Here is a 23,436-nt window from a genome sequence, read left to right on the forward strand (position 1 = left end):
TGCAACCTGCCACTTGATCAATAGAATCAATTAGTGACCTAGCAAGACGCCTGCCGATTCCCGGCCAAGTCCATGCCTTTTCCGCCTCCAGAGATGCCCCACACAGGCATCTCTGGAGCGTTTTCTATTGCAGATGACCTATGGTTCAGCTAAACGCTTATCATCAGCCTATTGGCCCCGCGCTTGCCCACTGGCAAGCCCGCCCCCAACCTGCACGCTGCGTTCTTCAGGGCACATACTGTCGCCTGGAAGCCGTGGACCCCGACAAGCATGGCGACAGCTTGTATCAGGCCTACAGCCGCGCCCGCGACGGGCGCGACTGGACCTATCTGTCAGTCGGGCCCTTCAGCAACCGGATACAGTTCGATCAGCACCTGCACGCCATCAGCCAGGCCAGCAATGCCGTGCATTACGCCGTCGTAGACCAGACGACCGGACAGGCGTTAGGCACCCTGGCCCTCATGCGGATTGACGCGCAAAACGGCTGTATCGAGGTAGGTTTTGTCGCCTGGTCACCCGCCTTGAAACAAACCCGCCTGGCCACCGAAGCCCACTATCTGTTGATGGCCTACGCCATTGAGAAGTTGGGCTACCGTCGCTACGAATGGAAATGCGACACGCACAACGCCCCCTCACAAGCAGCAGCACGGCGTCTAGGCTTTCGTTACGAGGGGGTGTTCCGTCAGGCCGTTGTCTATAAGGGCCGTTCACGCGACACAGCCTGGTTCTCCATCACCGATAAAGAATGGCCTGCCCTGAAAACAAATTTCCAGACGTGGCTGGCCCCGGAAAACTTTGACGGGCAGGGTCAACAAAAGCACCGTTTGGGTCAGCATGTAACGCCCACCCCCACCGCTGCGGGCGTGCGCCGACTCCAGCAGATGCTCGCATTGCAATCCGAGCTGAATCAATTGATTGACCCGAACTGGCGAGTAGCCAAACAGGACTACTACCGCGCAATCTGGGTGGAATGCGCGGAGCTGGCTGCTTACCTGGACTGGAAGTGGTGGCAACAGTCCGAACGAAATCTGCCGCAACTACAGCTGGAGTTAATCGATATTCTGCATTTCGGACTGTGTGATGTGCTTCGCGCTAACGATGCCTTGCGCGAACAAGAAGCCGCTGCCGCGCTGGAACAGCTCCAACACGCCCAAGACACAGCCGCCGGTGATTCCACCACGCTCATGCATGCCCTGGAACGCTTTACCTTGCGAGTACTGCAAACCCGTCACTTTGATTTTGAGGGCTTTGCCTTGCTGGCAGGCCTGTGCGGTCTGACGCTGGATACGCTCTACCATGCCTACGTCGGCAAAAATGCCCTGAACCGATTGCGCCAGCTACGTGGCTATCAACAAGGCCACTACCACAAGCACTGGGGCGGGCAACAAGATAATGAACATCTGGCGCACCTGCAGGCGCGCCTGCCGGTTGAGCAGGACAACTACCCTGAGTTGATTCTGCAAGCCTTGCTAGAGCGCTATGACACGTTTTTTTCAGGAGAGACGCAAGCCCGCAACGGGGCTGCGCTACTACCTCCCCTTTCTTCACGCTGACAAAGGACTGTCCATGTACCTCGACTGCGATTGTTCCATTGATGTCTTTCTGGACTCGCCCAAACCGGACTCCAATCCCGTGGAAAATAATGACACGCGACATCCACCCGATCCCCGGCCACAGCCGCATAAAGTGCAACACCCCTGGTCCCGCTCGCGACGACGCGAGCGCTCCCGATGGCGTCAGGCATAAACGCAAAGGAGAAAAGTCGCCGCGCCCGGCTCATGCCGGGCCAGCATATGCGATCCCTCTTCATGCCAAATGGAATAGGAGCTATGAGCCAAGGCACATAGCTCCTTTTGATTTAAATCAAGACAATGACCCCATCGTCGGCGCATAGACCGGCGAAGCATGCTAAAGGAGAAAAATCGCATGGATACCCCCCTCAGAGACAAATCCTATTTCGATGAACGTGCCACCCAAGAGATGGCCACGCATCTACCCCAAGTCCAGCGCGACACCCGCGAAACCATGGCGTTTGCCTGTCGCATTCTGGCCATGACCGAACAGGAGGCCGGTCTGGCCGGCCAGATCAGTGTCCGGTCCGAGCGTCCCGGGGCCTACTGGACCCTGCGCTTTGGTCTGGGTTTTGATGAAGCCACACCCGATGACTTCATTGAAGTTGATCGCGACCTGAACACCCTGAGCGGCCAGGGCATGGCCAACCCCGCCACCCGCTTTCACCTGTGGGTGTACGAAGCCCGCCCCGACGTCAACTCCATCATTCACACGCACTCACCCTGGGCGACCGTGCTGGCGACCGCCCGCCAGCCTTTGGTGATTTCGCAAATGGACATGACGCCGTTGCACAATGACTGTGCGTTTCTGGGCGAATGGCCCGGTGTACCCATTGCCGACCAGGAGGGCGTTATCATTTCCAAAGCGCTGGGCGACAAACGCGCCATCATCCTGGCTCACCACGGTTACCTAACTGCGGGAAAAAGCTGCCAGGAGGCGACCTACCTGTCGGTCTACCTGGAGCGTGCGGCACGCCTGCAGGTGCGTGCGCAAGCGGCGTTTGGCCCGCTGACTCCCGTCGATGACACTCTGGCGGCCGAGGCCCACGACTACCTGCTCAAGCCCTCCATTGTGAACGCGACCTTCGATTACTGGTCCCGTCAGACCCAAGGCATTGCGCCCTTAACAACGACTCGCTGACGCCCACACTCAACACCCCGCTTCCACCAGGAGGTCGCTATGACGATGCCTCACACCGGACAGGCGCGTTCGTCGCGCCAGTACGTCACTGCTGGCTTGGCCAGCATGATGGGAACCACCATAGAGTGGTATGACTTTTTCCTCTACGGCACTGCTGCCGCACTGATCTTCAACAAGATCTTTTTTCCCGCCTTCGACCCGATTACGGGCACTCTGGCGGCCTTTGCCACCTATTCCGTAGGCTTTTTTGCCCGTCCCCTGGGCGGTTTTGTGTTCGGCCATTTCGGGGACAAGCTGGGCCGAAAATCCATGCTGTTAATTACGCTGTTTCTGATGGGTATTCCTACCATCCTGATCGGACTGATTCCCTCCTACGACAGTATTGGCTATTGGGCGGCCGTCCTGCTGGTCCTGATGCGTTTTTTGCAAGGGGTTGCCGTGGGAGGTGAATGGGGTGGCGCTGTCCTGATGGCGGTGGAACACGCCCCGGATGGTAAAAAAGGTTTTTTTGGCAGTCTGCCCCAGACCGGGGTCGCGCCGGGCCTTATTTTGTCCTCTTTGGCGATGGGAGCCGTTGCCAGCCTGCCCGAAGAAGACATGTTGAGCTGGGGCTGGCGCCTGCCCTTTCTGGCCAGTGTCGCGCTGCTGTTGGTAGGCTGGTGGATTCGAGCCAAAGTGGCCGAATCTCCAGACTTTGAGCAGATGAGCAAAAAGGGCAAGCAGGTCGCTATTCCCGCCCTGGAAGTGCTGCGTCACTACCCCCGTGAAGTTCTGCTGGTGGTCGGCGGCCGCCTGGCTGAAGTCACCTGGTTTTACACGGTGGTGACCTTCGCCCTGGCTTATGCCACCACCACCCTCGGGGTAGAGCGTAGTGTGATGCTCAATGCCACGGTATGGGGCGCCTTTGCCGCGCTGTTCACCATGCCCCTGTTTGGCGTACTGGGCGACCGTCTCGGCTTTAAATGGGTCTTTATGGCAGGTACGCTTTGCATGCTGGCATTCTCCTCGCCTTTCTTCTCCATGCTGGGCAGCCTGGACACCGGCACCATCACCTTGGCGCTGGTCATTGCCATTGGTCTGGTCTATGCAGCACTCTATGGCCCGCAGGGCGGTCTGTTTTCCACGCAGTTCCCCCCCGAGGTACGCTACAGCGGGATCTCAATCGCTGTCCAGGTCTCTGGCGCCATCGGTGGCGGTCTGGCCCCTTTGGTGGCGACTTCCTTACTGGCCTATGGAGACGGACAACCTGACTACATCGTCTGGTATCTGAGTGCGCTGGGCTTGATCGCTTTTGCCAGCAGTTGGTTCATGCACGGACCGGCCCACTTCTCCCTGCCCAATCTGTCCCGTCCCAAGGTGCGCACATGAGCACGGCCGGCATTCACTACTACTTCTGGATGAACTCGGATTGGGCTTACCTGGGAGCCGACCGTCTGGAGGCGATCGCCCGCAAACAGGGTGTCCCCATCCATTACAAGCCCGTCGATTTGCCGCAGGTGTATGCCCGTACAGGAGGTGTGCTGCTCGGACAACGCTCCCCCGAACGCCAGGCCTATCGGATCACTGAACTGCAGCGCTGGTGCCGCAAGCTGGGCATCCCCATCAACCCCACGCCCCGCTTCATGTGCCCGGATGCCACGCTGGCCTCGACCGTGGTCATCGCCATCAATCAGGCCGCTTGCCCGTCCTAGAGCTGTACAAGGCCATACTGCGGGCGCAATGGTGTGAAGAGCGCAATATTGCCGATCCAGCAGAACTGGCTCGAATCATGCAGTCACAGCACCTGGACGCTGACTACTGGTTTGAACAGGCGCCGCACATGCAACAACGCTATCAGGCTTATACCGACGAAGCGATTGCAGCCGGTGTATTCGGCTCGCCCTCCTATGTGTATCAGGGCGAGCTGTTTTGGGGACAAGACAGGCTGGACATGCTGGACGAGGCCATCCACACGCATCCTGCCCCGGCTTAAACCGACGTTCCGACTAGTGTTCAACGGGTTTTACAGCAAGGGCAGAACAAGGCTACCAAGCTTGTTCTGCCCTTAGCAATAGTCGCGTCAGAGACTGGCTGGGCCCCGTCTCCATCCTGCTCAATGTCATTCAAGAGCGGGGACCCCAAAACGGTCTAAAAACCATCCCAACACCGAAGCCCGGCGCTTGAGAAAGCTCAACACTCAGCCCCCCAGGGTTCACGTCGATGCTCGTTCACTGACTGACTGAGTGCCGCGGATGAGTCCTCACAAAAAAACGGGGAGGCTCGGGTGAAACACCTGCGAACGGCTACACGCGCAGACCTGAAAAGCAACGGCAGACCTGCCAAAGCCCCCTCATTCGTTCGGTCTTAAAAGCCGTAGAATCACGCTTGTTCCTGCCAGGAAAATTCACCCATACGTCAACGTAGCATTGCTGAGAATCGACTTCTGGGTTCGGCCTAAAGCCCGGGATTCCGGCTTTCAGCACGCCGCCTGCCAAAAATAAAATGCAATGAGCAATTTTGAAAATTTACTTTTTCCGTTGATACAAAATGTTATGTCTGCCGTACGAATCATATCGATAGATTTTATCTATTCATAGAGTCTGTATTCTGAAGGAATTGGCTACTTGAGCAATGCCAGTAAAGGTAGCCGTCTTCGACAGAAGAAGGGCGCGGGGCTTTATATTGAACAAATACGCCACTATAAAGTGTCAGCCGGATCAAAAAACCAGGATTTTGCTGATCTCCAATAACACTCGACAGCACGAACACCTTCTGCAATCTCTGCTGGCTGGAGCGTTTCGGGTTTCTGTTGCCGCTGATGGAGTGCAAGGCTACACCAAGGCCCAGCTAACGCTACCCGAACTTATCCTGATGGATAAACAAGTAGGCGGGATTGATGCCTTATCGCTGACACACATGCTGCAAGGGCTAAAAGCAACCGCCCACATTCCCATCATCATTCTGGATTCACGCAGCGAAAGCAGCAGTGAAGAATGCGTCAATTTCCTGAAGGCAGGAGCCGTTGATTACATTGGCAATCCCTATGCCGTTGACGAAGTCAAAGAGCGCATCAACGTTCCCTTACGTAATCCCAAACAGGCGCTCTCCCACCTCTCTGCCGGCAAGACTCTGACCCAGCGGCCCAGCACCACTGCTGAAACCAGCATGCTGATCTACGCCATTCAAAAAACAATCGATGCCAATCTGGGTTCACCGCCCAGCCAGAAAGAACTGTGCGATATGTTCAAGATCTCAAGACGAAAAATCATGAATATATTTCAGCGCAATTTCGGCTTGAGCGTCAGCAGCTATATCCGACTGCAGCGTATGTATCGGGCTGAGTATCTGCTACGAACGACCGCCTTGAAAATTGATGTCATCGCAACGGATTTGGGGTTTTCCAGCCCGGCCAATTTCTCGACCGCATTCAAAACCTATGCAGGTGTGGCGCCTGGCAAATTCAGACAGGCCATTGAAAAAAACAAACTCCCCACAGAAAAAACACCTGCTCTTCGATCCCTGGGTTCTCCCTCTTTTTCATCAGAATGGTGCCCACCTTAAATAGGAGGGAATAAAGCGGCACGCAGGTGCGCAAAAGAAGATTCCCGTCCGCGAAAGCACCACTTGGGAAGGCCCCGACTTGCCGTATGGGCACAGGATGATAAAATCGTGGGCTTGAATAGCTCAATTCAAAACAGATCCGGGACGACCTGGATCTGCCTTTTCAATACAGGGACGGCCCTACTCCTTCAAAAGGAGCATCCACGATGGTCCACCCTGCCTCACCCTCACATGCCCTGGCGCATGTTCCTGCTTCCCATTCCTGCCTGTTTTTTGAGCACGACGCATCGCGTCGCCTGGCCATCTTCAGCGTTGCGCGCGGGAAACAACAACCATGAAACACACCGGCTCCTCCCCTCTGCTTGCACCTGTCACCTGGTTACGCCTGTTCGGCTCCTGGTCCATTGTGGGTCTGTTCACGGTTTTTGGCAGTCAATGGCTGGGCGACTCCCTGAACGGCACTACGGCAACCCTCGTCTTTCTGGTTCTGTTCATCACCATTCTGGCCGCCTCCTTTGGCGTCGTTCGTGAGGCAGACCATCTGGCCCATCAACTGGGCGAACCTTACGGCACCCTGATCCTGACTTTATCCATTGTGCTGATCGAGGTCATTCTGATTGCCTCGGTGCTGCTGGGGCCGGGCGACTTTCCCACCATAGGCAGAGATTCGATCTATGCGGTGATGATGATTATTCTGAATCTGATCACTGGGCTGTGCCTGATTGCCGGCGCGGCGCGCAATGGCGATCAGGCGTTCAACCGTCAAGGTACCCGCACCTACCTGTCCATGATCGTCTTGCTGACCAGTATGGCGCTGATACTGCCCAACTACACCCGCACTGCGGGCGAGTTCAGCACGACACAGGCCATCGGCATTTCGATACTGACGGGCCTGATCTATGCCCTGTTCCTGTCTCTGCAAATGGGTAGCCGTCGTCATGACTATATGCAACCCCATGACACTGTGCCAGGCGCCAAGAACGCAACGCCCCCACCGCGTGATCCCCAGGCTACCCGCGCCATGCTGATACGCAGCCTGGTGCTGATCGCCCTGATTTTGCCGATTGTCTTGCTGGCGCATGATTTGGCCATCGTGACCGATTACGGGATTGCCGCCTCCGGCGCGCCCGTCGCCGTCGGGGGGGTGCTGATTGCCATTATCGTGTTCACCCCCGAGTCCATTACCGCCATCAAGGCTGCCATGAACAATGAAATGCAACGCGCCATCAATCTTTGTCTAGGGGCCTTTGTCTCTACCGTTGGGCTGACCGTACCCGTGGTCCTGCTTATCGGCTTGATAAGCGGTAAACAGGTCGTTATGGGTATCAGCAATACCGACATGGTGCTGTTTCTGCTTACCGTCATGCTGAGCATGCTGAGCTTTGGCGGCCCACGTACCTCTCCCATTCACGGCTATATGCACCTGATGGTTTTTGCCGTGTTCGGACTGCTGCTGTTTTATCCCTGATTAGGCACCAAAAGGCCCCCTCTTGACGCAGACAAACGGGCCCGCCCGCCTCGCCTTTACTTTTTCTGCGCCGCAATAAGCTGCGCCAGCCGCTGAATGGACAGCGGTGCGCAGCCTTCTGCATCATTGCTGATCGTCACATAAGCAGCTTGGCCCGCCCCCGTGATGCCGCCAATCGTGCGTGCCAGCACGGTACGCGTAGGCAAGTCCTCGCTGACAATGGCATTAAAAGGGGTGTGTTTTTTCTGAGCATCGGCATAACCGTAGGCCCCAAACTCCCGATTCAGATTCCAGCGACACACCAAAGGACCGGGCCATAAGGCGCGCAATATCGGCAACTGCTCCTCGATGGGCGGCATCTTGCCATGCAGGCCCAGACAAAACGTTGCTCCATTGGCCTTGAGCGTATCGACCAGATTTTGACTCAGCAGCTCGGGGTCTCGCACTTCTACGGCAAGCACCACTGAGGAGCCTTGAGGCAAAGCCTCGCGTGCCGCCGCCAGCATGTGCCCCAATTTATGGAACAAGTCGGCGGGCCGATGCAACCAAGCCCAGGACAGTGGGCTTAACTGGAAGACCAGTACCCCCAGGCTGGCCCCCAAGCCCTCCACGGCAGGCTGCACAAACTGCTCCACCGCCAGACGCGGGTTCAAAAAGTCGGGATTGGACTTGCGCACCTTGCCCTGCTCATCGCGCACTTGCGCGTCCGTAATCAGGGATGGACACTTCACCACGAAGCGAAAATCCTTATCGACCTGCGCGACGTAGGCGCCATACTGCATGACCGTCAAAGGACGCCAGAAAGTCCGATCAATGCACACCGTGCGCATTAAGGGGTGTTGGTGGTAGGCCTCCAGGCCGTGCTTGGACAAGGTACTTGGCTCGTACTCGCCATCCCAGACCAAACCTTGCCAACCGGGGTAAGACCAGGTGGAGACACCGAAACGCAGGGTTTCAGGCAGCTGAGCTGCCAGCTCGCTTAGCTCCAGGGCGGAAGCAGCAAGGCTGACTTTGGTGATTTTGCGTCGCGAGGGGGCGGCGGGCTTTGAGGCGGGCGGCTGAGGAATGGCATCGCCGAAAAGATCTTCTTGCATGCCAAATATAGTGCCATGGGAAGGAGCTGGTCGCCAATGAGCAACGTGATCAGCATCGTTTGATGAGGAATCAGCTGCGCAGCTTGCTTAAGCTCCGCCCATGCTGTGCGCACCTCAATGCGGGCTTTTAGAACAACACGACTGTCCAGTGCATGCTTGGGCAGCGAAGTAGGTAGCTGGATATAAGGCTGGCTCGGATTCCACACAGCATCAAGCGTCATGATGCCAAATCTCGATTTCGTCGACAGGTTGCCGCCTTATGTCGTCACCAGTGACACGTCGATAAAAGGTGTACCTATTTTCAATACATAGCGACGTGCATCCAGTTTCGCTGAAAGAATCAGCGGCTACCACAGCCTAAGAGGTAGAAATGCAGTCGTGTTGCAGCCCAACACACCCGAATCCCGAGAGCGGCAAAGCCTGGCTTGGGAAAACGTTGCAGAAAAACGGGGGAGTTGGAAACAAAGCAGAACTGGAGCGGGTGATGGGAATCGAACCCACGACGGATGCTTGGGAAGCATCAGTTTTACCATTAAACTACACCCGCCCTGTTGGAGAGGTCTGCGTCAAACGCAGCCGGTCCCGCGAAAGGGGAAGCGAAAATTATAGCGCGATCTGGTGGCTGTGCGTCACACCCGCCCTATCTTTTTCACCGACCACCACATGAATTTGGCGGCAAGACTCACTACAATAGAGCTTTCCCGCTTTTAGCTGATACGCGAGCCGTTTCCGATGCCCGCGCCCCAACCATGACCTCCAGCAACGAAAAACAATCCCTGTTGTCGCCCACTGTCGCCAACAGCAATTCCGGCGAGACCCATATCCGTAGCTTTGTTCATCGGCGCGCGCACATCACGCCCAGCCAGGAGCAAGCCTTGGCGCGCCTCTTGCCGCTGTGGTCGATCAGCTACCGCGACAACATCCTGAAACCGAAAACGGTGTTTGGCAACGACAGGCCCGTGATTCTGGAAATTGGTTTCGGCATGGGTGAAACCACCCAGAAAATTGCCCAGGCCCGACCCGATGACAATTTCCTGGGTGTGGAAGTGTTTAACGCCGGTGTCGGCGCTTTGCTCAAGCGTATTGATGACAATCAGATCAGCAATATCCGCATCATTCAGCATGACGCAGTGGAAGTGGTGCGCGACATGATCGCGCCTGCTTCGCTGGCTGGCATTCACATCTACTTCCCCGATCCCTGGCCCAAAAAACGCCACCACAAGCGCCGACTGGTCCAGTCGCCCTTTATTCAGTTGCTCAGCAGCCGCCTCAAGCCCGGTGGCTATATTCACTGCGCAACCGATTGGGAAAATTATGCGGAGCAGATGCTGGAAGTGCTGTCGGCTGAACCCATGCTGACCAACACGCACGAGGGCTACGCACCTCGCCCCGACTTTCGGCCGCTAACCAAATTTGAGAATCGCGGACTGCGTCTGGGTCATGGCGTATGGGATCTGATCTTCACGCGCAATGACACCCCTACCCCTGAACTGAACTGGCCCAAGAAAGAACAATGAGCGCAACCCTGTTCCCGCCGATCGAGCCTTACGCACAAGGCACCTTGCATACCGATGATGGCCACCATATCTACTGGGAATGCTGCGGCAACCCGGCCGGAAAGCCAGCCATCTTCCTGCATGGTGGACCGGGATCAGGATGCTCTACCGATCATCGCCGCCTGTTCGACCCGCAAAAATACAATGTGCTGTTGTTCGATCAGCGCGGTTGCGGGCGCTCATACCCCCATGCCAGCCTGGAGAACAACACCACCTGGCATCTGGTTGAGGATATGGAGCGCTTGCGCAGGGAAAAGCTCAAAGCGGACAAGATGCTGGTCTTTGGCGGGTCCTGGGGTTCGACTCTGGCGCTGGCCTATGCCCAGACTCACCCCGAGCACGTCAGCGAACTGATCGTGCGGGGCATCTTCATGGCGCGCCCGCAAGAGCTGCACTGGTTTTATCAGGACGGTGCCTCGCGCCTGTTCCCCGATATGTGGGAACAGTACCTGGCCCCCATTCCCGAGAACGAGCGCCATGATTTGATCACGGCCTACCACAAGCGTCTGACAGGTGACGACCCTGCTGTACAGCTGCGGGCCGCGCATGCCTGGTCACAGTGGGAAAGCAACACCATTACACTGTTGCCCAGCCAGAATCACCTGGACGCCAAATCCAGTGATAAGGCGGCCTTGGCTTTTGCTCGTATTGAAAACCACTATTTCATGAATCAGGGCTTTCTGGAGCCGGATCAACTGCTCAAAAATGCCCACCGCCTGCACGGCATTCCCGGGGTAATCGTCCAGGGGCGCTATGATGTGTGCACTCCGGCGCATACAGCCTGGCAACTGCATCGCGCCTGGCCCCAAGCAGAATTCCATATGGTGGCCGACGCGGGTCACGCTTATGACGAACCGGGTATTTTGGCCCGTTTGTTGGCTGCCACCCGGAAATTTGCCATCTGAATCACGCGTCCGACCCTTGTCGGGCCCTATCCAGAGACAAGAATGAACATTACCTTGAATGGCCAGAGCAAGACTTTGGCAAACTCCGATACGGTTGGCTCGCTGATCCGCGAGCTAGGCTACGAGAACAAGCGCATTGCTGTAGAGCTTAACGGCGATATCGTGCCCAAAAGCCAGCATGCCAATACCCCTATCAAGGACGGCGACACGATTGAAATCGTGGTTGCGGTCGGAGGCGGCTGACGCCCCTTCCTAAAATGCACAATTGCTGACATTCCGGTACCGCTTCACCGTTAGAAATGCGGTCATAATGGGTGGATTGGCCTGCCAGCGAGCAGGCTGCCATAGAACCCTAACTTCAGGAGCAAAGCGATGGGCGTATTCAGTTTTCTTAAAGATGTCGGCGAAAAACTCTTTGGCGCCAATGAGGCCAAAGCAGCCACCGCAGACGAACTGCAGAAAGAACTGGCCAAACACCAGCTGTCCGCTGACGGTCTGAATCTGACGGTAGAGGGCGATAAGGTCACGGTCAGCGGTCAGGTTGCCTCCACCGAACAGGCGGAAAAAATCGTACTGGCACTGGGTAATACCTTGGGTGTGGCACAAGTCGATAACCAGTTGACGGTGGCACAGCCGTCCATCGAGGCCACCATGTACACCGTCCAAAAAGGCGATACCTTGTGGAAAATTGCCGAAGTCCATTACGGCACAACCCATGGGGCCAAGTACACGGTCATTTTTGAGGCCAACAAACCCATGCTCAGCCATCCTGACAAGATCTATCCCGGTCAGGTACTGCGTATTCCTGCCCTGTAAAACGGGCTTGTACCGGTCTTTGTCCATCGGTGACAGGCCTGGATTTTCGCTCAAGCCAAAACAAAACGCCCGATGCAGTGCATCGGGCGTTTTTTTATTGACTCAAGCCTCCAGGAGAAGCGGATCACGCCACTCCCGCCGACTTTAACGGCTGCCTAGCGAAAACCCTTGAAACCTTTACCGGCCAGACCTTTCAAGGCTCCCATGCCGCCCAGGCCCCGCATCATTTTGGCCATGCCGCCCTTTTTCATCTGTTTCATCATGCCCTGCATCTGCTCGAACTGATTAAGCAGACGGTTGACCTCTTGCACCGACACGCCCGAACCAGCCGCAATGCGACGCTTGCGCGACGCCTTCAGCAACTCAGGCTTGGCACGCTCGGCAGGAGTCATGGAATTCAAGATGCCTTCAGTACGGCGCAATTGCTGCTCAGCCTGACCGCCTTGCAGCTGGGACGCCGCCTGAGAAAACTGGGCAGGCAGTTTTTCCAGCAAAGAGCCCATATCGCCCAGCTTTTTGACTTGCTGTAACTGATCGCGAAAGTCGTTCAGGTCGAACTTGTCGCCGGCCTTGATCTTGTCGGTAATCTTTTGCGCGTCGGCAATGTCGATGTTGCGCTGAGCCTGCTCGACCAGAGAGACAATATCGCCCATCCCCAACACCCGCTGAGCCATGCGCTCGGGGTGGAAAGGCTCCAGACCGTCCAGTTTTTCCGATACTCCCACGAACTTCAACGGTTTGCCGGTGACGTGGCGTACCGACAAGGCTGCACCACCTCGGGCATCACCGTCGAGCTTGGTCAAGACCACACCGGTCAGGGGCAGAGCGTCGGCGAAAGCCTTGGCAACATTGACCGCGTCCTGGCCCTGCATGGCATCGACCACAAACAAGGTTTCGATCGGGTTCAGCAAATCGTACAGCGCGCGTATCTCGCGCATCATCTCTTCATCAATGCCCAGACGACCGGCCGTGTCGACAATCAACACATCGAAGTGATGACGCTTGGCATGATCCAAGGCATGACGGGCAATGTCTGCAGGCTTTTGGCTGGGATCGGAAGGCAGAAACTCCACACCGACCTGCCCGGCAACGGTTTTCAACTGCTCGATAGCGGCAGGACGGTAGACGTCGGCACTGACCACCAGCACTTTTTTCTTGCCTGTCTTGCGGCCATGCTGGATATGGCCGCCTTCGCTAAGCCATTTGGCCAGCTTACCAGTGGTCGTGGTCTTACCGGCCCCTTGCAAACCCGCCATCAGAATCACAGCGGGAGGCTGGGCAGCCAAGGACAGCTCGCTGGCGTTGTCGCCCAGGTCTGCCCCCATCAAGTTGGTCAGCTCCTGATGAACAACCCCTACCAGCGCCTGCCCCGGATTGAGGCTGTCGGCAACTTCAACACCAAGTGCCTTTTCCTTGACCCGTGCCACAAAATCGCGCACGACCGGCAAGGCCACGTCCGCCTCCAGCAGCGCCAGACGCACTTCCCTCAACATATCCTGAGTATTGGATTCGGTCAGACGAGCCTGGCCGCGCATGGTTTTCACCACACGTGACATACGCTGGGTCAGATTTTCAAACATAGGACTGGGTTCGCTTAAACTAGGTTATCGTGTGGTCTACGAATAAGAATAAAATGGCCACTTGAGGTACGCCCCGTACCGTTTTTCAGGAAAACCGGGACTTATGTCTGCAAGTATTGTATTTCACTTGCTCGCCGCACTGGCGTACATCGTGCTGTCGATCTCGCTCTGGCGTCCATTGACTCGCGGCAGCACCCGAACCGTACTGAACGCCCCCAGCCGGGTAGCCTTGCTATGCGCCATCATTGTGCATGGAGCGGGCCTGTTGCTGACGATTGTGCAGCCCCAGGGGCTGCATCTGAGCTGGGCATTGGCCCTATCGGCGGCAATCTGGCTGGGTATGGTGGTGTTCTGGTTCCAAAGCCTGTATCTGCGTCTGGACAGCCTGCTGCTCATTCTACTGCCTGCAGCCACAATCGTCAGCCTGCTGGCCATGGCTTTTCCCCAGGGCCATATCGTCAACCATGTGGGCAATGAATGGTTGCGCATCCACCTGATGATCGCCCTGGTCGCTTATGGTCTCAGCACAGTGGCTGCCTTGCATGCCGTCCTGATGACCGCGCTGGACCGTCAACTGCACCGCCCCGTGGCTCATCAGGAGCAACGCGGCCTGTTCAGCCGGGTGCTGGACACCATGCCGCCCCTGCTGGTCCAGGAAGAGCTGCTGTTTCGTCTGATCCGCGTCTCTTTCCTTATTCTGACCCTCACGATTTTGAGCGGAGCCGCTGTCTCCATGGCCATAGATGGTAAATTTCTGCCAGCGGACCATAAAACTGTCTTTACCTTGCTGTCCTGGGTTACATTTGGTGGCTTATTATGGGGTCGAAAACAGTATGGATGGCGCGGTCGGGTAGCCTTGCGCTGGACCTTGGCCGGCTTTGCCTTCCTGCTACTCGCCTATACAGGCAGCCACTTTGTACTGGACGTCATCTTGCAACGAGGGAAAATTGGGTAAAGTCTTATTCTGGGTTGTGGTCATTCTGGGGGCCATGATCATTGCCCGCATCGTGTCACAAAACAAGGCCCGCAAGCGCACTCCACCCAACCCGACCACGCGCCCCCCACGCAAGAAAGGCGGTGCCGAAGAGATGGTTCGTTGTGCGCACTGTGGCATTTACCTGCCGCGCTCTGAAGCCCTGATGAGCAATCATCACACCTGGTGCAGCCTGGAACACGCCAAGCGCGGCCCGCGCAATTGAAGCTATGGCTCGCATGCACCACGCCTACGACCTGGATCGCCAGGGCTGGCTCAAACCTCATGCCAATGTCCTGCGGGCCCTGTCTCCCAATCAGGATGAGCGCCCCGAGGGCGACACCCCGACCTTGCTGGTGCTGCACAACATCAGCCTGCCCCCCGGGGAGTTTGGCGGACCCTATATTCGGGATTTCTTCCAGAACCAGCTGGATATCAGTGCTCATCCCTGGTTCGAGAATATCCGGGACCTGAAAGTATCAGCGCACTTTCTGATTCAGCGCACGGGCCATATCATCCAGTTTGTGCCCACTACCCGCCGCGCCTGGCATGCGGGTGTGTCACGCTTTGAAGACCGTGAGCGCTGCAATGACTTCTCTATTGGCATCGAGCTGGAAGGCAGCGATTTCGAGCCTTTTACAGAAGCGCAGTACCGGGAACTGTCCCGTCTGAGCCGCGCCCTGCGTATGCGTCATAACTTGACCGCAGTACGTGGACACGAGCATATCGCCCCGGGGCGCAAGACCGATCCGGGGCCATGCTTTGATTGGGAAAGGGTGAAGCGGGAACATGGCTGGCCCAAAGAAAGCCTGCCGGAGCAAGAGCTGGAACCCAAGCCGCAACCAGTGCCCGCTCAGGATCGATAAAGCAGTTCAGGGCCAATATCAGCCAAGGTGTTGCAACCCGTCAGAGCCATTGCCACTTCCAGTTCCGCCCGCAAAATATGCAGGACGTGCGCCACGCCGGCCGCTCCTGCGGCGGCTAGACCATAAATATAAGGACGGCCAATCATCACGGCTGTTGCACCCAGCGCCAATGCCTTGAGCACATCGGTTCCGCGTCGAATACCGCCATCCATCAAGACCGGCACCCTGCCCTGCACGACCTGACAAACCTGTGCCAAGACGTCCACAGAGGCGGGAGCACCATCCAACGTTCGCCCTCCGTGATTGGACACCACAATTCCGGCGACCCCCCTATCCAGGGCTCGCTGAGCGTCTCGGGGTCGCATCACACCCTTCACCCATACTGGTAAAGGACTGTTCTGCACCAACCAGGCCAGATCCTCCCAGGTCGGCGCCGTATCCAACAAACCACTAGCAAACAAAGGACTGGTTCCTGCTGCACCCAAAACCACCTGTTGCTTGGGCGCCCCCCGCAGATTCACGGCGTCCACCCCCTCAGGCAGGCTAAAGCCGGCACGTTGCTCCTGATTACGCACACCATTAACCGCAGCATCTACCGTCAACATCAGCGCGGCATAACCGGCCGCTTCGAGCCGCCTCAATAAATCCACAGTAAAGGCGCGATCCGTTTGCCAGTACCACTGGGCCCACAAAGGGGCGTGCGCCCGTGCGGCGATCTCTTCAAAGGAATGACTGGCCTGCATGCTGATTACGCTAGTCGCCCCCATCGCACCCGCGCCCAACACACTGGCCAATTCACCGTCAGGGTGAGCCAGGCGCTGATAAGCCACGGGAGCCAGAAGAATCGGGTAATCCATGGACTGCCCGTGCAGCGTCAAGCGGGTCGAGGGCTGATCAAATTCGCTGAGAGCAGCAGGCCATAGGCCCCAACGCCCGAAGCTGGCCAGATTGTCTTGCAAGGTAAGCTCATCGGCTGCCCCCGTGCTGAAGTAAGCCCAGTCCTGCGTACGCATACGCTGACGGGCATAGGATTCGTAATCCCTCAGGCAGCTAATCTGGGCCGGGATGTGAGTGAGTGGGGGCAATCGTTCGTGGGACATGGTCAATCAAGCTCCAGGCGATCAGACATCGCTCCATTCACGCAACAAATTGTGGTAAATCCCCGTCAGGCGTGACAGCTCCTGGGCATCCGCATTCTGCCTGGCCAGTTGCTGAATGCTCTGATCCAGCTCCCACAGCAATTTGCGTTGATGCGCGTGGCGCACCATGCTTTGCGTCCAGAAAAAGGAGGCATAGCGCGTTCCTTTCGTTACCGGCTCTACGCGATGCAAGCTGGTACCGGGATACACCACCATATGCCCTGCAGGCAGCTTGATGGATTGAGTGCCGTACACATCCTCGATGATCAGCTCGCCCCCCTCGTACTCGTCGGGATCACTGAAAAACAAGGTTGTGGACACATCGGTACGCAGGCGCTGGGGCGTGCCAGGAACGGTAAAAATCGCGTTATCAATGTGGTTGCCATATTCCCCGCCACCCTCGTAACGATTAAAGCGTGGCGGCAGCATGCGCAGTGGCAAGACAGCGGCAATAAAGCCGCTGTGCTGCCCCAGTACGTGCATCAGAAACTCGCCCATCTGACGGGCAAGAGGCGCATCCAGAGGCAACTGCAAATTGCGCTTGCTGTGCTGGGCCAGATAGCCTGCCGTCGTGCGTCCGTCCTCCCACTGCGCCTGCTCCAGGGCCTGGCGACAATCGCGCAATTGCTCGGCATCGAGAACGTCGGGAATAGTAATCAGCATGAGAGACCTGCGAGAACAAAGACACACCTCGGAACGCGGAAAAAGCAGATGAGCCGCCCCCGCGGGCGGCCCATCTGCCATCAGCCTACCCGAGGCAATTTACTCGAAACGGTAAGACGCATTGAACATGTAAGAGCGGCCGGGGCCCACGTTGGCAAAAATCCCCACGTGGGAAGCATCATACATGCGTACATTGCTGATGTTGTTGACGTTGAACTGGAAGGACACGTTCTTGTTCAGCTCGTAGCGCGCCATCGCATCGTAACGCCAGTACGACGGCAGCTTCAGCTGATTGGCATCATCCACAAACCGCTTGCCCACAAAGGTGGCGCCTGCACCCAAGGTCAGCTCGGGCATCACTTTGTAAGTCGTCCAGATATTGAAGCTTTGTTTGGCGATGAATTTCATCTGATTGCCGTCAAAGACGTTGCTGCCATTGCGGTACTTCTTGATCTTGGGGTCCAGGTAGGTATAGCCTGCCCACAGATTCCAGTTCGGCGTGATCGCGCCAGCCGCACCCAGCTCCAGGCCCCGCACACGATTGCTGCCGCTTAACGACACATCACCGGTCAGCGGGTCGGTAGAACGGGCATCTTTCTTGTCGGTCTGGAATACGGCGGCGGTCAGCGACAATTTTTCGTCGGCCACATCCCACTTGGTACCCAGCTCCCAGCTGTAACTGCGCTCGGGCTTCAGATCACGGATGGCCGCGCCGCCTGCCGGGCCATCTGCTCCCCCAGCCTGCCCCAGATTTTCGCCTGTCGGGTTGGAGGACGTACCGTAACTCAAGTAGATGGAACCGTTCTGAGCGGGCTTATAGACTACGCCCAGCTGATAGTTCCACATATCGTCGGTGCGGGAGTCCTTGGTATTGTCGGCCTCAAAGCGATCAAAGCGCAGGCCGCCATTCACCATCCATTGCTCGTTCAATGTCAAAGTGTCAAAGAGATACGCGGAACGGGTATTGATGTCGCCTGTCTTGGTCTTGGGACCGTACTGCAAGGAATAGTTGTACTGACGATTGGGGTCGGGGTTGTAGAACGAGTCCGTGTCACGGCCTGGCCCGCCCGTCATGGCTTTGTTGTGAATTTCCTCTTTGCTGATCTCCACACCCGCCACAATATCGTGCTTGATCGAACCGGTATTGAAGCTGCCATACACATCAGTCTGGTTCAGCAAGGACTCAGCCACCCGGTAATTCGTCCGGTCATCGCGACGAAACTGCAGACCAGGTCCCTCCGACGCGCAAGCACCACCCGCCCCTGCCACGCAATTGTCAAAGGACGGACGGGTCATCAGGTAATGGTTCAGCGTCTTGCTGTAACGGGTAACGTTACGCACCGTGAAACGATCATTGAGATCATGCTCAATATTGGCTGAGGCGGTATCAGCAATGTATTTGCGGAAATCTACATTGTGACGACCGTAGAAATTGTCACGATCCGCTTCCAAAGGCGTGACACGGCCCGGGTTGGCGGCATTCTTGAAGGGGAAGCCCAGATCGGGCATATCCTTGTTTTCAAGCCGGGAGTAGGACAACGTAACACGCGTGGGCGTGCCCAAGCCAAAGGCAATCGAAGGAGCGATTCCCCACCGGTCGATTTTTACCCCATCGCGACCCGGGACATCGCCGCCCATACGCATCAGGTTCAAGCGAATTGCCCCCGTATCCGAAAACGCATAGTTGCCGTCGGCAGTCAGACGATACTGGTCCGAAGTGCCATAACCCGCTTCCACCTGGAAAAAGTCCTTGAGCTTGGGCGACTTGGTCACCAGGTTCAAGCTGCCGCCCGTGCCGCCACGGCCGGTATAGGCCGAGCTGGGGCCTTTCAGAACCTCAACCGATTCCAGATTGAAGGTCTCATGCGAGCCACGAGAGTAATCGCGCACACCATCGATAAAAATATCGGTACTGGCTTCATAACCACGGATAAAAGGACGGTCCCCCACGGGCGTGCCGCCTTCACCCGATCCTAGCGTAATGCCAGGGGTCGTGCGCAGCACATCTTGCAGCGAGGTCGCGCCACGGTCCCGGATCACCTCCTCTGGAATCACGGTGATGGAACGCGGTGTGTTCAACAAGCTCTCAGAGAATTTGACCGACTGCGCTTTGTGGGCCTGAAAGCCATCTATGCCATTGGCGTCTGCCGAACCCTGCACTTTAATCGACTGCAACTCGGTCACACCCGGATCAGCGGTTTGCGCCATCGCAGGCGCGGTCAGGGCAGCAAACAAGGCAGCAGACAAAACCGTCTCGGCAAAGCGGCGAGGCGGTACGGAAGAAACAAACAACATACCAGCTCCAAATGGTAGGTATCACTTTTTCAAGACAGGACTAAGGGAGCCAGGCCAATCGCTTGCGTCGGCGGCTTCTCACTGCTTGATAAGTTCTTTTAATAAAGGAAACGTAATATTAATCATTCTTATTACTAAGTCCATCCAAAACAGGCCTTTTCCTTAAATTCTGCTGAAAAAAAGCAGGATCAGCACCAGAGTGTGGCGTACCCGCATCGTACTGAGATCAATTCTCATTAAGATAGACAAAAAGTGAAAAATCGCTTAATACCTATCGCTTCCTGATGAGGATTCTGGGCTTTTGCGCCGCGTTAGCCGACTGACAAACACAAAAAAGCCCTGATCCTCGTACAGAGGATCAGGGCTTTTCCAAGAAGTCCCGGACTGCGCTTTACGCACAGTCCATACAAGGTTAGAGATTCAACAACAAACGATTCACCCGTTTTACGAAACTGGCGGGATCTTGCAATGCGGCACCTTCAGCCAGCATGGCTTGTTCCAGCAGCAGTTGCGCCCACTCCCCAAAGGCTTCATCGTCAGCGGCTTGCACCTTGGCAATCAAAGCATGCTCTGGATTGATTTCCAGAATCGGCTTGACCTCCGGCGCTTCCTGCCCCGCCGCCTGCAACATGCGCAGCAGGTGCGGACTCAGTTCGTTGGCGTCCACCACCACGCAGGCCGGGGAGTCGACCAGACGGGCCGTAATACGCACCTCTTTGACCTTGTCGCCCAACGTGGTTTTCAGACGCTCCACCAAAGGCTTGAAGGTCTCGGCGACTTCAGCCTGATGTTTCTTTTCCTCTTCGTCAGCCAGCGAGTCCAGGTCCAGCCCCCCTTTGGCCACGGAAACCAGTTGCTTGCCTTCAAATTCGCGCAGATAAGACAACATCCACTCGTCCACGCGATCAGACATCAGCAGCACCTCGATCCCTTTCTTGCGGAACACTTCCAGATGCGGGCTGTTGGAGGCGGCGGCGAAGGTATCTGCCGTCACATAGTAAATCTTGTCCTGGCCTTCCTTCATGCGACCGATATAGTCGTTCAAGGACACCGTCTGGGCCGAGCCCTCCTGATGCGTGGACGCAAAGCGCAGCAAGGCCGCAATCCGGGCTTGGTTGCCCATATCTTCGCCCGTGCCCTCTTTGAGCACCTGACCGAACTGATTCCAGAACTCAGCATATTGCTCGGGCTGGTTCTCCGCCAGATCTTCCAGCAAGGACAGGATGCGCTTGGCGCTGCCTTCGCGGATGGCGCGTACGTCGCGGCTTTCCTGCAAAATTTCGCGCGAGACGTTCAAGGGCAGATCCGCCGAGTCGATCACGCCACGCACAAACCGCAGATAGGCCGGCAACAACTGCTCAGCGTCGTCCATGATGAACACGCGTTTGACGTACAGCTTCACGCCGCGGCGAGCGTCACGATCCCACAGATCAAAAGGAGCCTGCTTGGGCACATACAACAGTTGGGTGTATTCGCTGCGACCTTCCACCCGGTTGTGTGTCCAGGCCAAGGGGTTCTCGTAATCGTGAGCGATGTGTTTGTAGAATTCCTGGTACTGCTCGTCGCTAATTTCCGACTTGGAGCGCGTCCACAAGGCACTGGCCTGGTTCACGCTTTCCCATTCATCTTGTTTGACCTGCTGCTGCTTGTCTTCGTCCCAGTCCTCTTTGCGCATTTGTACCGGCAAAGAAATGTGATCCGAGTAGCGGCGCAGCACATTGCGCAAACGCCAGCCATCCAGGAACTCATCCTCGCCTTCGCGCAGATGCAAGGTGATGCTGGTGCCGCGCTCGGCTTTCTCGGCAGACGCGATGGTAAATTCGCCCTCGCCGGTGGACTCCCACAAGACGGCTTCCTGGTCCTCGCCGGCACGACGTGTCAGTACCGACACTTTATCGGCGACGATAAACGAGGAATAAAAGCCCACCCCGAACTGACCAATCAGTTGGGTGTCTTTTTGCTTGTCGCCTGTCAGCTGAGAGAAGAACTCCTTGGTGCCGGACCGAGCGATCGTGCCCAGGTTGGCAATGGCTTCATCACGCGACATGCCAATGCCATTGTCGGAAATAGTGATCGTGCGTGCTTCCTTGTCAAAGTCCACACGAATGCGCAGTTCCGGGTCGCCCTCAAGCAAGGCAGGATTGTCGATGGCCTCAAAGCGCAGTTTGTCACAGGCATCCGACGCATTGGATACCAGCTCACGCAGGAAAATCTCCTTGTTGCTGTACAAGGAGTGAATCATCAAATGCAGTAATTGTTTGACTTCAGCCTGAAAACCCAAGGTTTCGGACGTATTCGCAGTGTCAGTCTGGCTCATGGTGAAAAAGCAAAAAATGGGTTGATGGCCACGCGCAGGTGCGCGCCCTATTGCAGACAGATAGGGTCGGCCCCGCATATTTCAAGAGAGCAATCAGGCAGACGGTCCGGCAGTCAGGGCGATCACCCCGGCGATCATGACGGCACAGCCCAGCAAACTCCAGGCATTGGCTTTCTCGCGCAGGACCACCATGCCCAGCAGCGTGCCCGCCATCATGGACATTTCCCGAGCTGGTGCCACCATGGACAGGGGGGCTCCCAGGCGCAGCGCCTGCAAAACCAGTATGTAAGACATGGGCGAGAGCAGGCCCACGGCTGCCGCCAGCTTCCAATAAGGCTTCAGTTTGATAAAGCCTTCCCGTCCACGCTTGGCAATGAAGGGGGCCAGCATGCCCAGACGTAGCACATTGCTGAACCAGTCCAACAAGAACGGCGAGATCAGTAATACTTTGACGCCGTAGGCATCCACCACGGTATAGGCCGCAATTAAAATCCCCGTCTGCATGCCCCAGCGCACGCCGGTTAGCGCAGCGGGGTTGAAGAAACGCCGCAAATGACCTTGCGTGGCAATCAGCAAGATTCCCATCACCACCAGCAAGATACCAAGCACCCCCACAGGCCGTACCGGCTCACCGAGCAGAATGAAGGCGCCCACGGAAGAGAGCATGGGACCGGTGCCGCGTGCAATCGGATAGACCACCGACAAGTCCGCCACCTGGTAGCCTTTTTGCAGACTCAGGCTATAGCCCATATGCAGCAACGCGCTTAACACCAGACAAGTCACGGTCTCGGTGGTCCAAGGCATATTGCCTTCGGTAAACACCACCCACAACATGATGGGAAAATAAAACAGGATGGCAAAAAAGGAGTACGCAAATACAAAATGGGCTCCTGCCATCGCCGCTCGTTTGGAGAGCAGATTCCAGCCCGCATGAATGAACGCAGCACACACCACCAACAACACAGCGGTCCAGGACATGAGGGCTTCCACCGGCAAATCGCAAAACAAAAACTATACGCCCCCTTCAGGGGCGAGGCCAGCCAATCACGCCGCTTCCAACGTCCCATGACAAATAAGAGACAATACGGGAGCATTCCATCATCAGGGTATGATGATCGTCACGTATTTTGATTTGGAGCCGACCATGAGCACCTTGCTGTATGTTGATTTTCCCTACTCCGGCCCCTGGGGCGAGGACATGGCCATCGCCATGAAAGAACTGGCGCAATCCATTTCGCAGGAACCGGGATTGATCTGGAAACTCTGGACGGAAAATCAGGAGCAGTCCAAGGCTGGCGGGGTGTATTTGTTCAGTGACAAGGCAAGCGCACAGGCCTATCTGGACATGCACAGCAAGCGGCTCAACAGCGTTGGTATCACCGGCATCGACGCCCGCTTTTTTGATGTAAATCCGGCACTGAGCGAAATTAACGCCGGCCCGTTGTCCGGCAACTAGCGCCGGCCGTACCGACGCAGTAAAACCCGCCTGCCTCTCCAGCAAGCGGGTCATCA

At 56.7% G+C, this 23,436-nt stretch carries 21 protein-coding genes, 1 tRNA gene and 1 pseudogene; 15 read left to right on the forward strand and 8 right to left on the reverse strand.

The genetic code is table 11. The features are described from left to right. Positions 1 to 140: 140 nt before the first annotated feature. The 7 genes and pseudogenes from V6936_RS10870 (at position 141) to V6936_RS10900 (ending at position 7,720) form a co-directional block, all read left to right on the forward strand. The gene (locus tag V6936_RS10870) at positions 141 to 1,553 is read left to right on the forward strand and encodes a GNAT family N-acetyltransferase (protein ID WP_336579847.1); all 1,413 of its coding nucleotides are present in this window, start codon (positions 141 to 143) and stop codon (positions 1,551 to 1,553) included. A 13-nt stretch (positions 1,554 to 1,566) separates the two neighbouring features. Beyond that, a complete protein-coding gene (locus tag V6936_RS10875) occupies positions 1,567 to 1,746 on the forward strand; it encodes a hypothetical protein (protein WP_131071271.1) in 180 nt (59 codons plus the stop codon). 180 nt (positions 1,747 to 1,926) lie between these two features. Beyond that, entirely contained in the window at positions 1,927 to 2,712 is a 786-nt protein-coding gene (locus V6936_RS10880; protein WP_059318619.1) for an aldolase, read from the forward strand. 39 nt (positions 2,713 to 2,751) lie between these two features. Continuing rightward, the gene (locus tag V6936_RS10885) at positions 2,752 to 4,080 is read left to right on the forward strand and encodes an MFS transporter (protein WP_240208947.1); all 1,329 of its coding nucleotides are present in this window, start codon (positions 2,752 to 2,754) and stop codon (positions 4,078 to 4,080) included. Beyond that, positions 4,077 to 4,684 (forward strand): annotated as a pseudogene (locus V6936_RS10890) (2-hydroxychromene-2-carboxylate isomerase). The gene V6936_RS10885 and the pseudogene V6936_RS10890 overlap by 4 nt, the downstream one beginning before the upstream one ends. A 740-nt stretch (positions 4,685 to 5,424) precedes the next feature. Then, entirely contained in the window at positions 5,425 to 6,252 is an 828-nt protein-coding gene (locus tag V6936_RS10895; RefSeq protein WP_240208945.1) for a response regulator transcription factor, read from the forward strand. Between the two features lie 334 nt (positions 6,253 to 6,586). Beyond that, positions 6,587 to 7,720, forward strand: coding sequence for a calcium:proton antiporter (locus tag V6936_RS10900; RefSeq protein ID WP_336579848.1), 1,134 nt, complete (start codon positions 6,587 to 6,589; stop codon positions 7,718 to 7,720). 56 nt (positions 7,721 to 7,776) lie between these two features. On the opposite strand, the gene V6936_RS10905 is transcribed toward V6936_RS10900, so the two are convergent. After that, positions 7,777 to 8,814, reverse strand: a complete 1,038-nt coding sequence (locus V6936_RS10905; RefSeq protein ID WP_336579849.1) for a DUF72 domain-containing protein — start codon at positions 8,812 to 8,814, stop codon at positions 7,777 to 7,779. Positions 8,815 to 9,287: 473 nt separating this feature from the next. Beyond that, a tRNA-Gly gene (locus V6936_RS10910) sits at positions 9,288 to 9,361 on the reverse strand. A 202-nt stretch (positions 9,362 to 9,563) separates the two neighbouring features. Here V6936_RS10910 and trmB point away from each other — a divergent pair. The 4 genes from trmB (at position 9,564) to lysM (ending at position 12,091) form a co-directional block, all read left to right on the forward strand. Continuing rightward, a complete protein-coding gene (gene trmB, locus V6936_RS10915) occupies positions 9,564 to 10,331 on the forward strand; it encodes a tRNA (guanosine(46)-N7)-methyltransferase TrmB (RefSeq protein WP_336579850.1) in 768 nt (255 codons plus the stop codon). Next, a complete protein-coding gene (gene pip, locus V6936_RS10920; protein ID WP_003803951.1) occupies positions 10,328 to 11,275 on the forward strand; it encodes a prolyl aminopeptidase in 948 nt (315 codons plus the stop codon). Before trmB ends, pip begins: the two co-directional genes overlap by 4 nt. 42 nt (positions 11,276 to 11,317) lie before the next feature. Next, positions 11,318 to 11,518 carry a sulfur carrier protein ThiS gene (gene thiS, locus V6936_RS10925; RefSeq protein ID WP_059318612.1) on the forward strand — a complete coding sequence of 67 codons (201 nt, stop codon included), beginning with the start codon at positions 11,318 to 11,320 and terminating at the stop codon, positions 11,516 to 11,518. Between the two features lie 129 nt (positions 11,519 to 11,647). Continuing rightward, complete coding sequence (lysM, locus tag V6936_RS10930) at positions 11,648 to 12,091, forward strand: peptidoglycan-binding protein LysM (RefSeq protein WP_003803953.1); 444 nt, start codon at positions 11,648 to 11,650, stop codon at positions 12,089 to 12,091. A 155-nt stretch (positions 12,092 to 12,246) separates the two neighbouring features. Here the strand turns inward: lysM and ffh are convergent, their stop codons facing one another. Beyond that, positions 12,247 to 13,671, reverse strand: coding sequence for a signal recognition particle protein (gene ffh, locus V6936_RS10935; protein WP_240208942.1), 1,425 nt, complete (start codon positions 13,669 to 13,671; stop codon positions 12,247 to 12,249). Positions 13,672 to 13,774: 103 nt separating this feature from the next. Here ffh and V6936_RS10940 point away from each other — a divergent pair, with 103 nt between their 5' ends. Genes V6936_RS10940 through ampD form a run of 3 tightly spaced genes read left to right on the forward strand, consistent with a single transcriptional unit; the run spans position 13,775 to position 15,510 of the window. Continuing rightward, on the forward strand, positions 13,775 to 14,626 hold the full coding sequence (locus tag V6936_RS10940) for a cytochrome C assembly family protein (RefSeq protein ID WP_003803955.1): 852 nt from the start codon (positions 13,775 to 13,777) through the stop codon (positions 14,624 to 14,626). Then, a complete protein-coding gene (locus V6936_RS10945; protein ID WP_131071264.1) occupies positions 14,619 to 14,870 on the forward strand; it encodes a PP0621 family protein in 252 nt (83 codons plus the stop codon). Before V6936_RS10940 ends, V6936_RS10945 begins: the two co-directional genes overlap by 8 nt. A gap of 4 nt (positions 14,871 to 14,874) precedes the next feature. Further along, positions 14,875 to 15,510, forward strand: coding sequence for a 1,6-anhydro-N-acetylmuramyl-L-alanine amidase AmpD (gene ampD, locus V6936_RS10950; RefSeq protein ID WP_131071263.1), 636 nt, complete (start codon positions 14,875 to 14,877; stop codon positions 15,508 to 15,510). Here ampD and V6936_RS10955 read toward each other — a convergent pair. The 5 genes from V6936_RS10955 to V6936_RS10975 all read right to left on the reverse strand — a co-directional run bounded on the left by V6936_RS10955 (position 15,498) and on the right by V6936_RS10975 (position 22,902). Beyond that, positions 15,498 to 16,610 (reverse strand): alpha-hydroxy acid oxidase, encoded by a 1,113-nt coding sequence (locus V6936_RS10955; protein WP_131071262.1) that lies wholly within the window; start codon positions 16,608 to 16,610, stop codon positions 15,498 to 15,500. The genes ampD and V6936_RS10955 overlap by 13 nt on opposite strands. Before the next feature lie 21 nt (positions 16,611 to 16,631). Beyond that, the gene (locus V6936_RS10960; RefSeq protein WP_336579853.1) at positions 16,632 to 17,312 is read right to left on the reverse strand and encodes a Fe2+-dependent dioxygenase; all 681 of its coding nucleotides are present in this window, start codon (positions 17,310 to 17,312) and stop codon (positions 16,632 to 16,634) included. Positions 17,313 to 17,411: 99 nt separating this feature from the next. After that, complete coding sequence (locus V6936_RS10965; protein WP_003803960.1) at positions 17,412 to 19,607, reverse strand: TonB-dependent receptor; 2,196 nt, start codon at positions 19,605 to 19,607, stop codon at positions 17,412 to 17,414. Between the two features lie 412 nt (positions 19,608 to 20,019). Continuing rightward, a complete protein-coding gene (htpG, locus tag V6936_RS10970; RefSeq protein WP_003803961.1) occupies positions 20,020 to 21,924 on the reverse strand; it encodes a molecular chaperone HtpG in 1,905 nt (634 codons plus the stop codon). Positions 21,925 to 22,017: 93 nt separating this feature from the next. Further along, on the reverse strand, positions 22,018 to 22,902 hold the full coding sequence (locus tag V6936_RS10975) for an EamA family transporter (RefSeq protein ID WP_336579854.1): 885 nt from the start codon (positions 22,900 to 22,902) through the stop codon (positions 22,018 to 22,020). Positions 22,903 to 23,068: 166 nt separating this feature from the next. Here V6936_RS10975 and V6936_RS10980 point away from each other — a divergent pair, with 166 nt between their 5' ends. Then, a complete protein-coding gene (locus V6936_RS10980; RefSeq protein WP_131071260.1) occupies positions 23,069 to 23,380 on the forward strand; it encodes a monooxygenase in 312 nt (103 codons plus the stop codon). Positions 23,381 to 23,436 lie beyond the last annotated feature (56 nt).

This window comes from Alcaligenes sp. CHO6, from assembly GCF_037120595.1.
Classification (GTDB): Bacteria; Pseudomonadota; Gammaproteobacteria; order Burkholderiales; family Burkholderiaceae_B; genus Alcaligenes; species Alcaligenes ammonioxydans.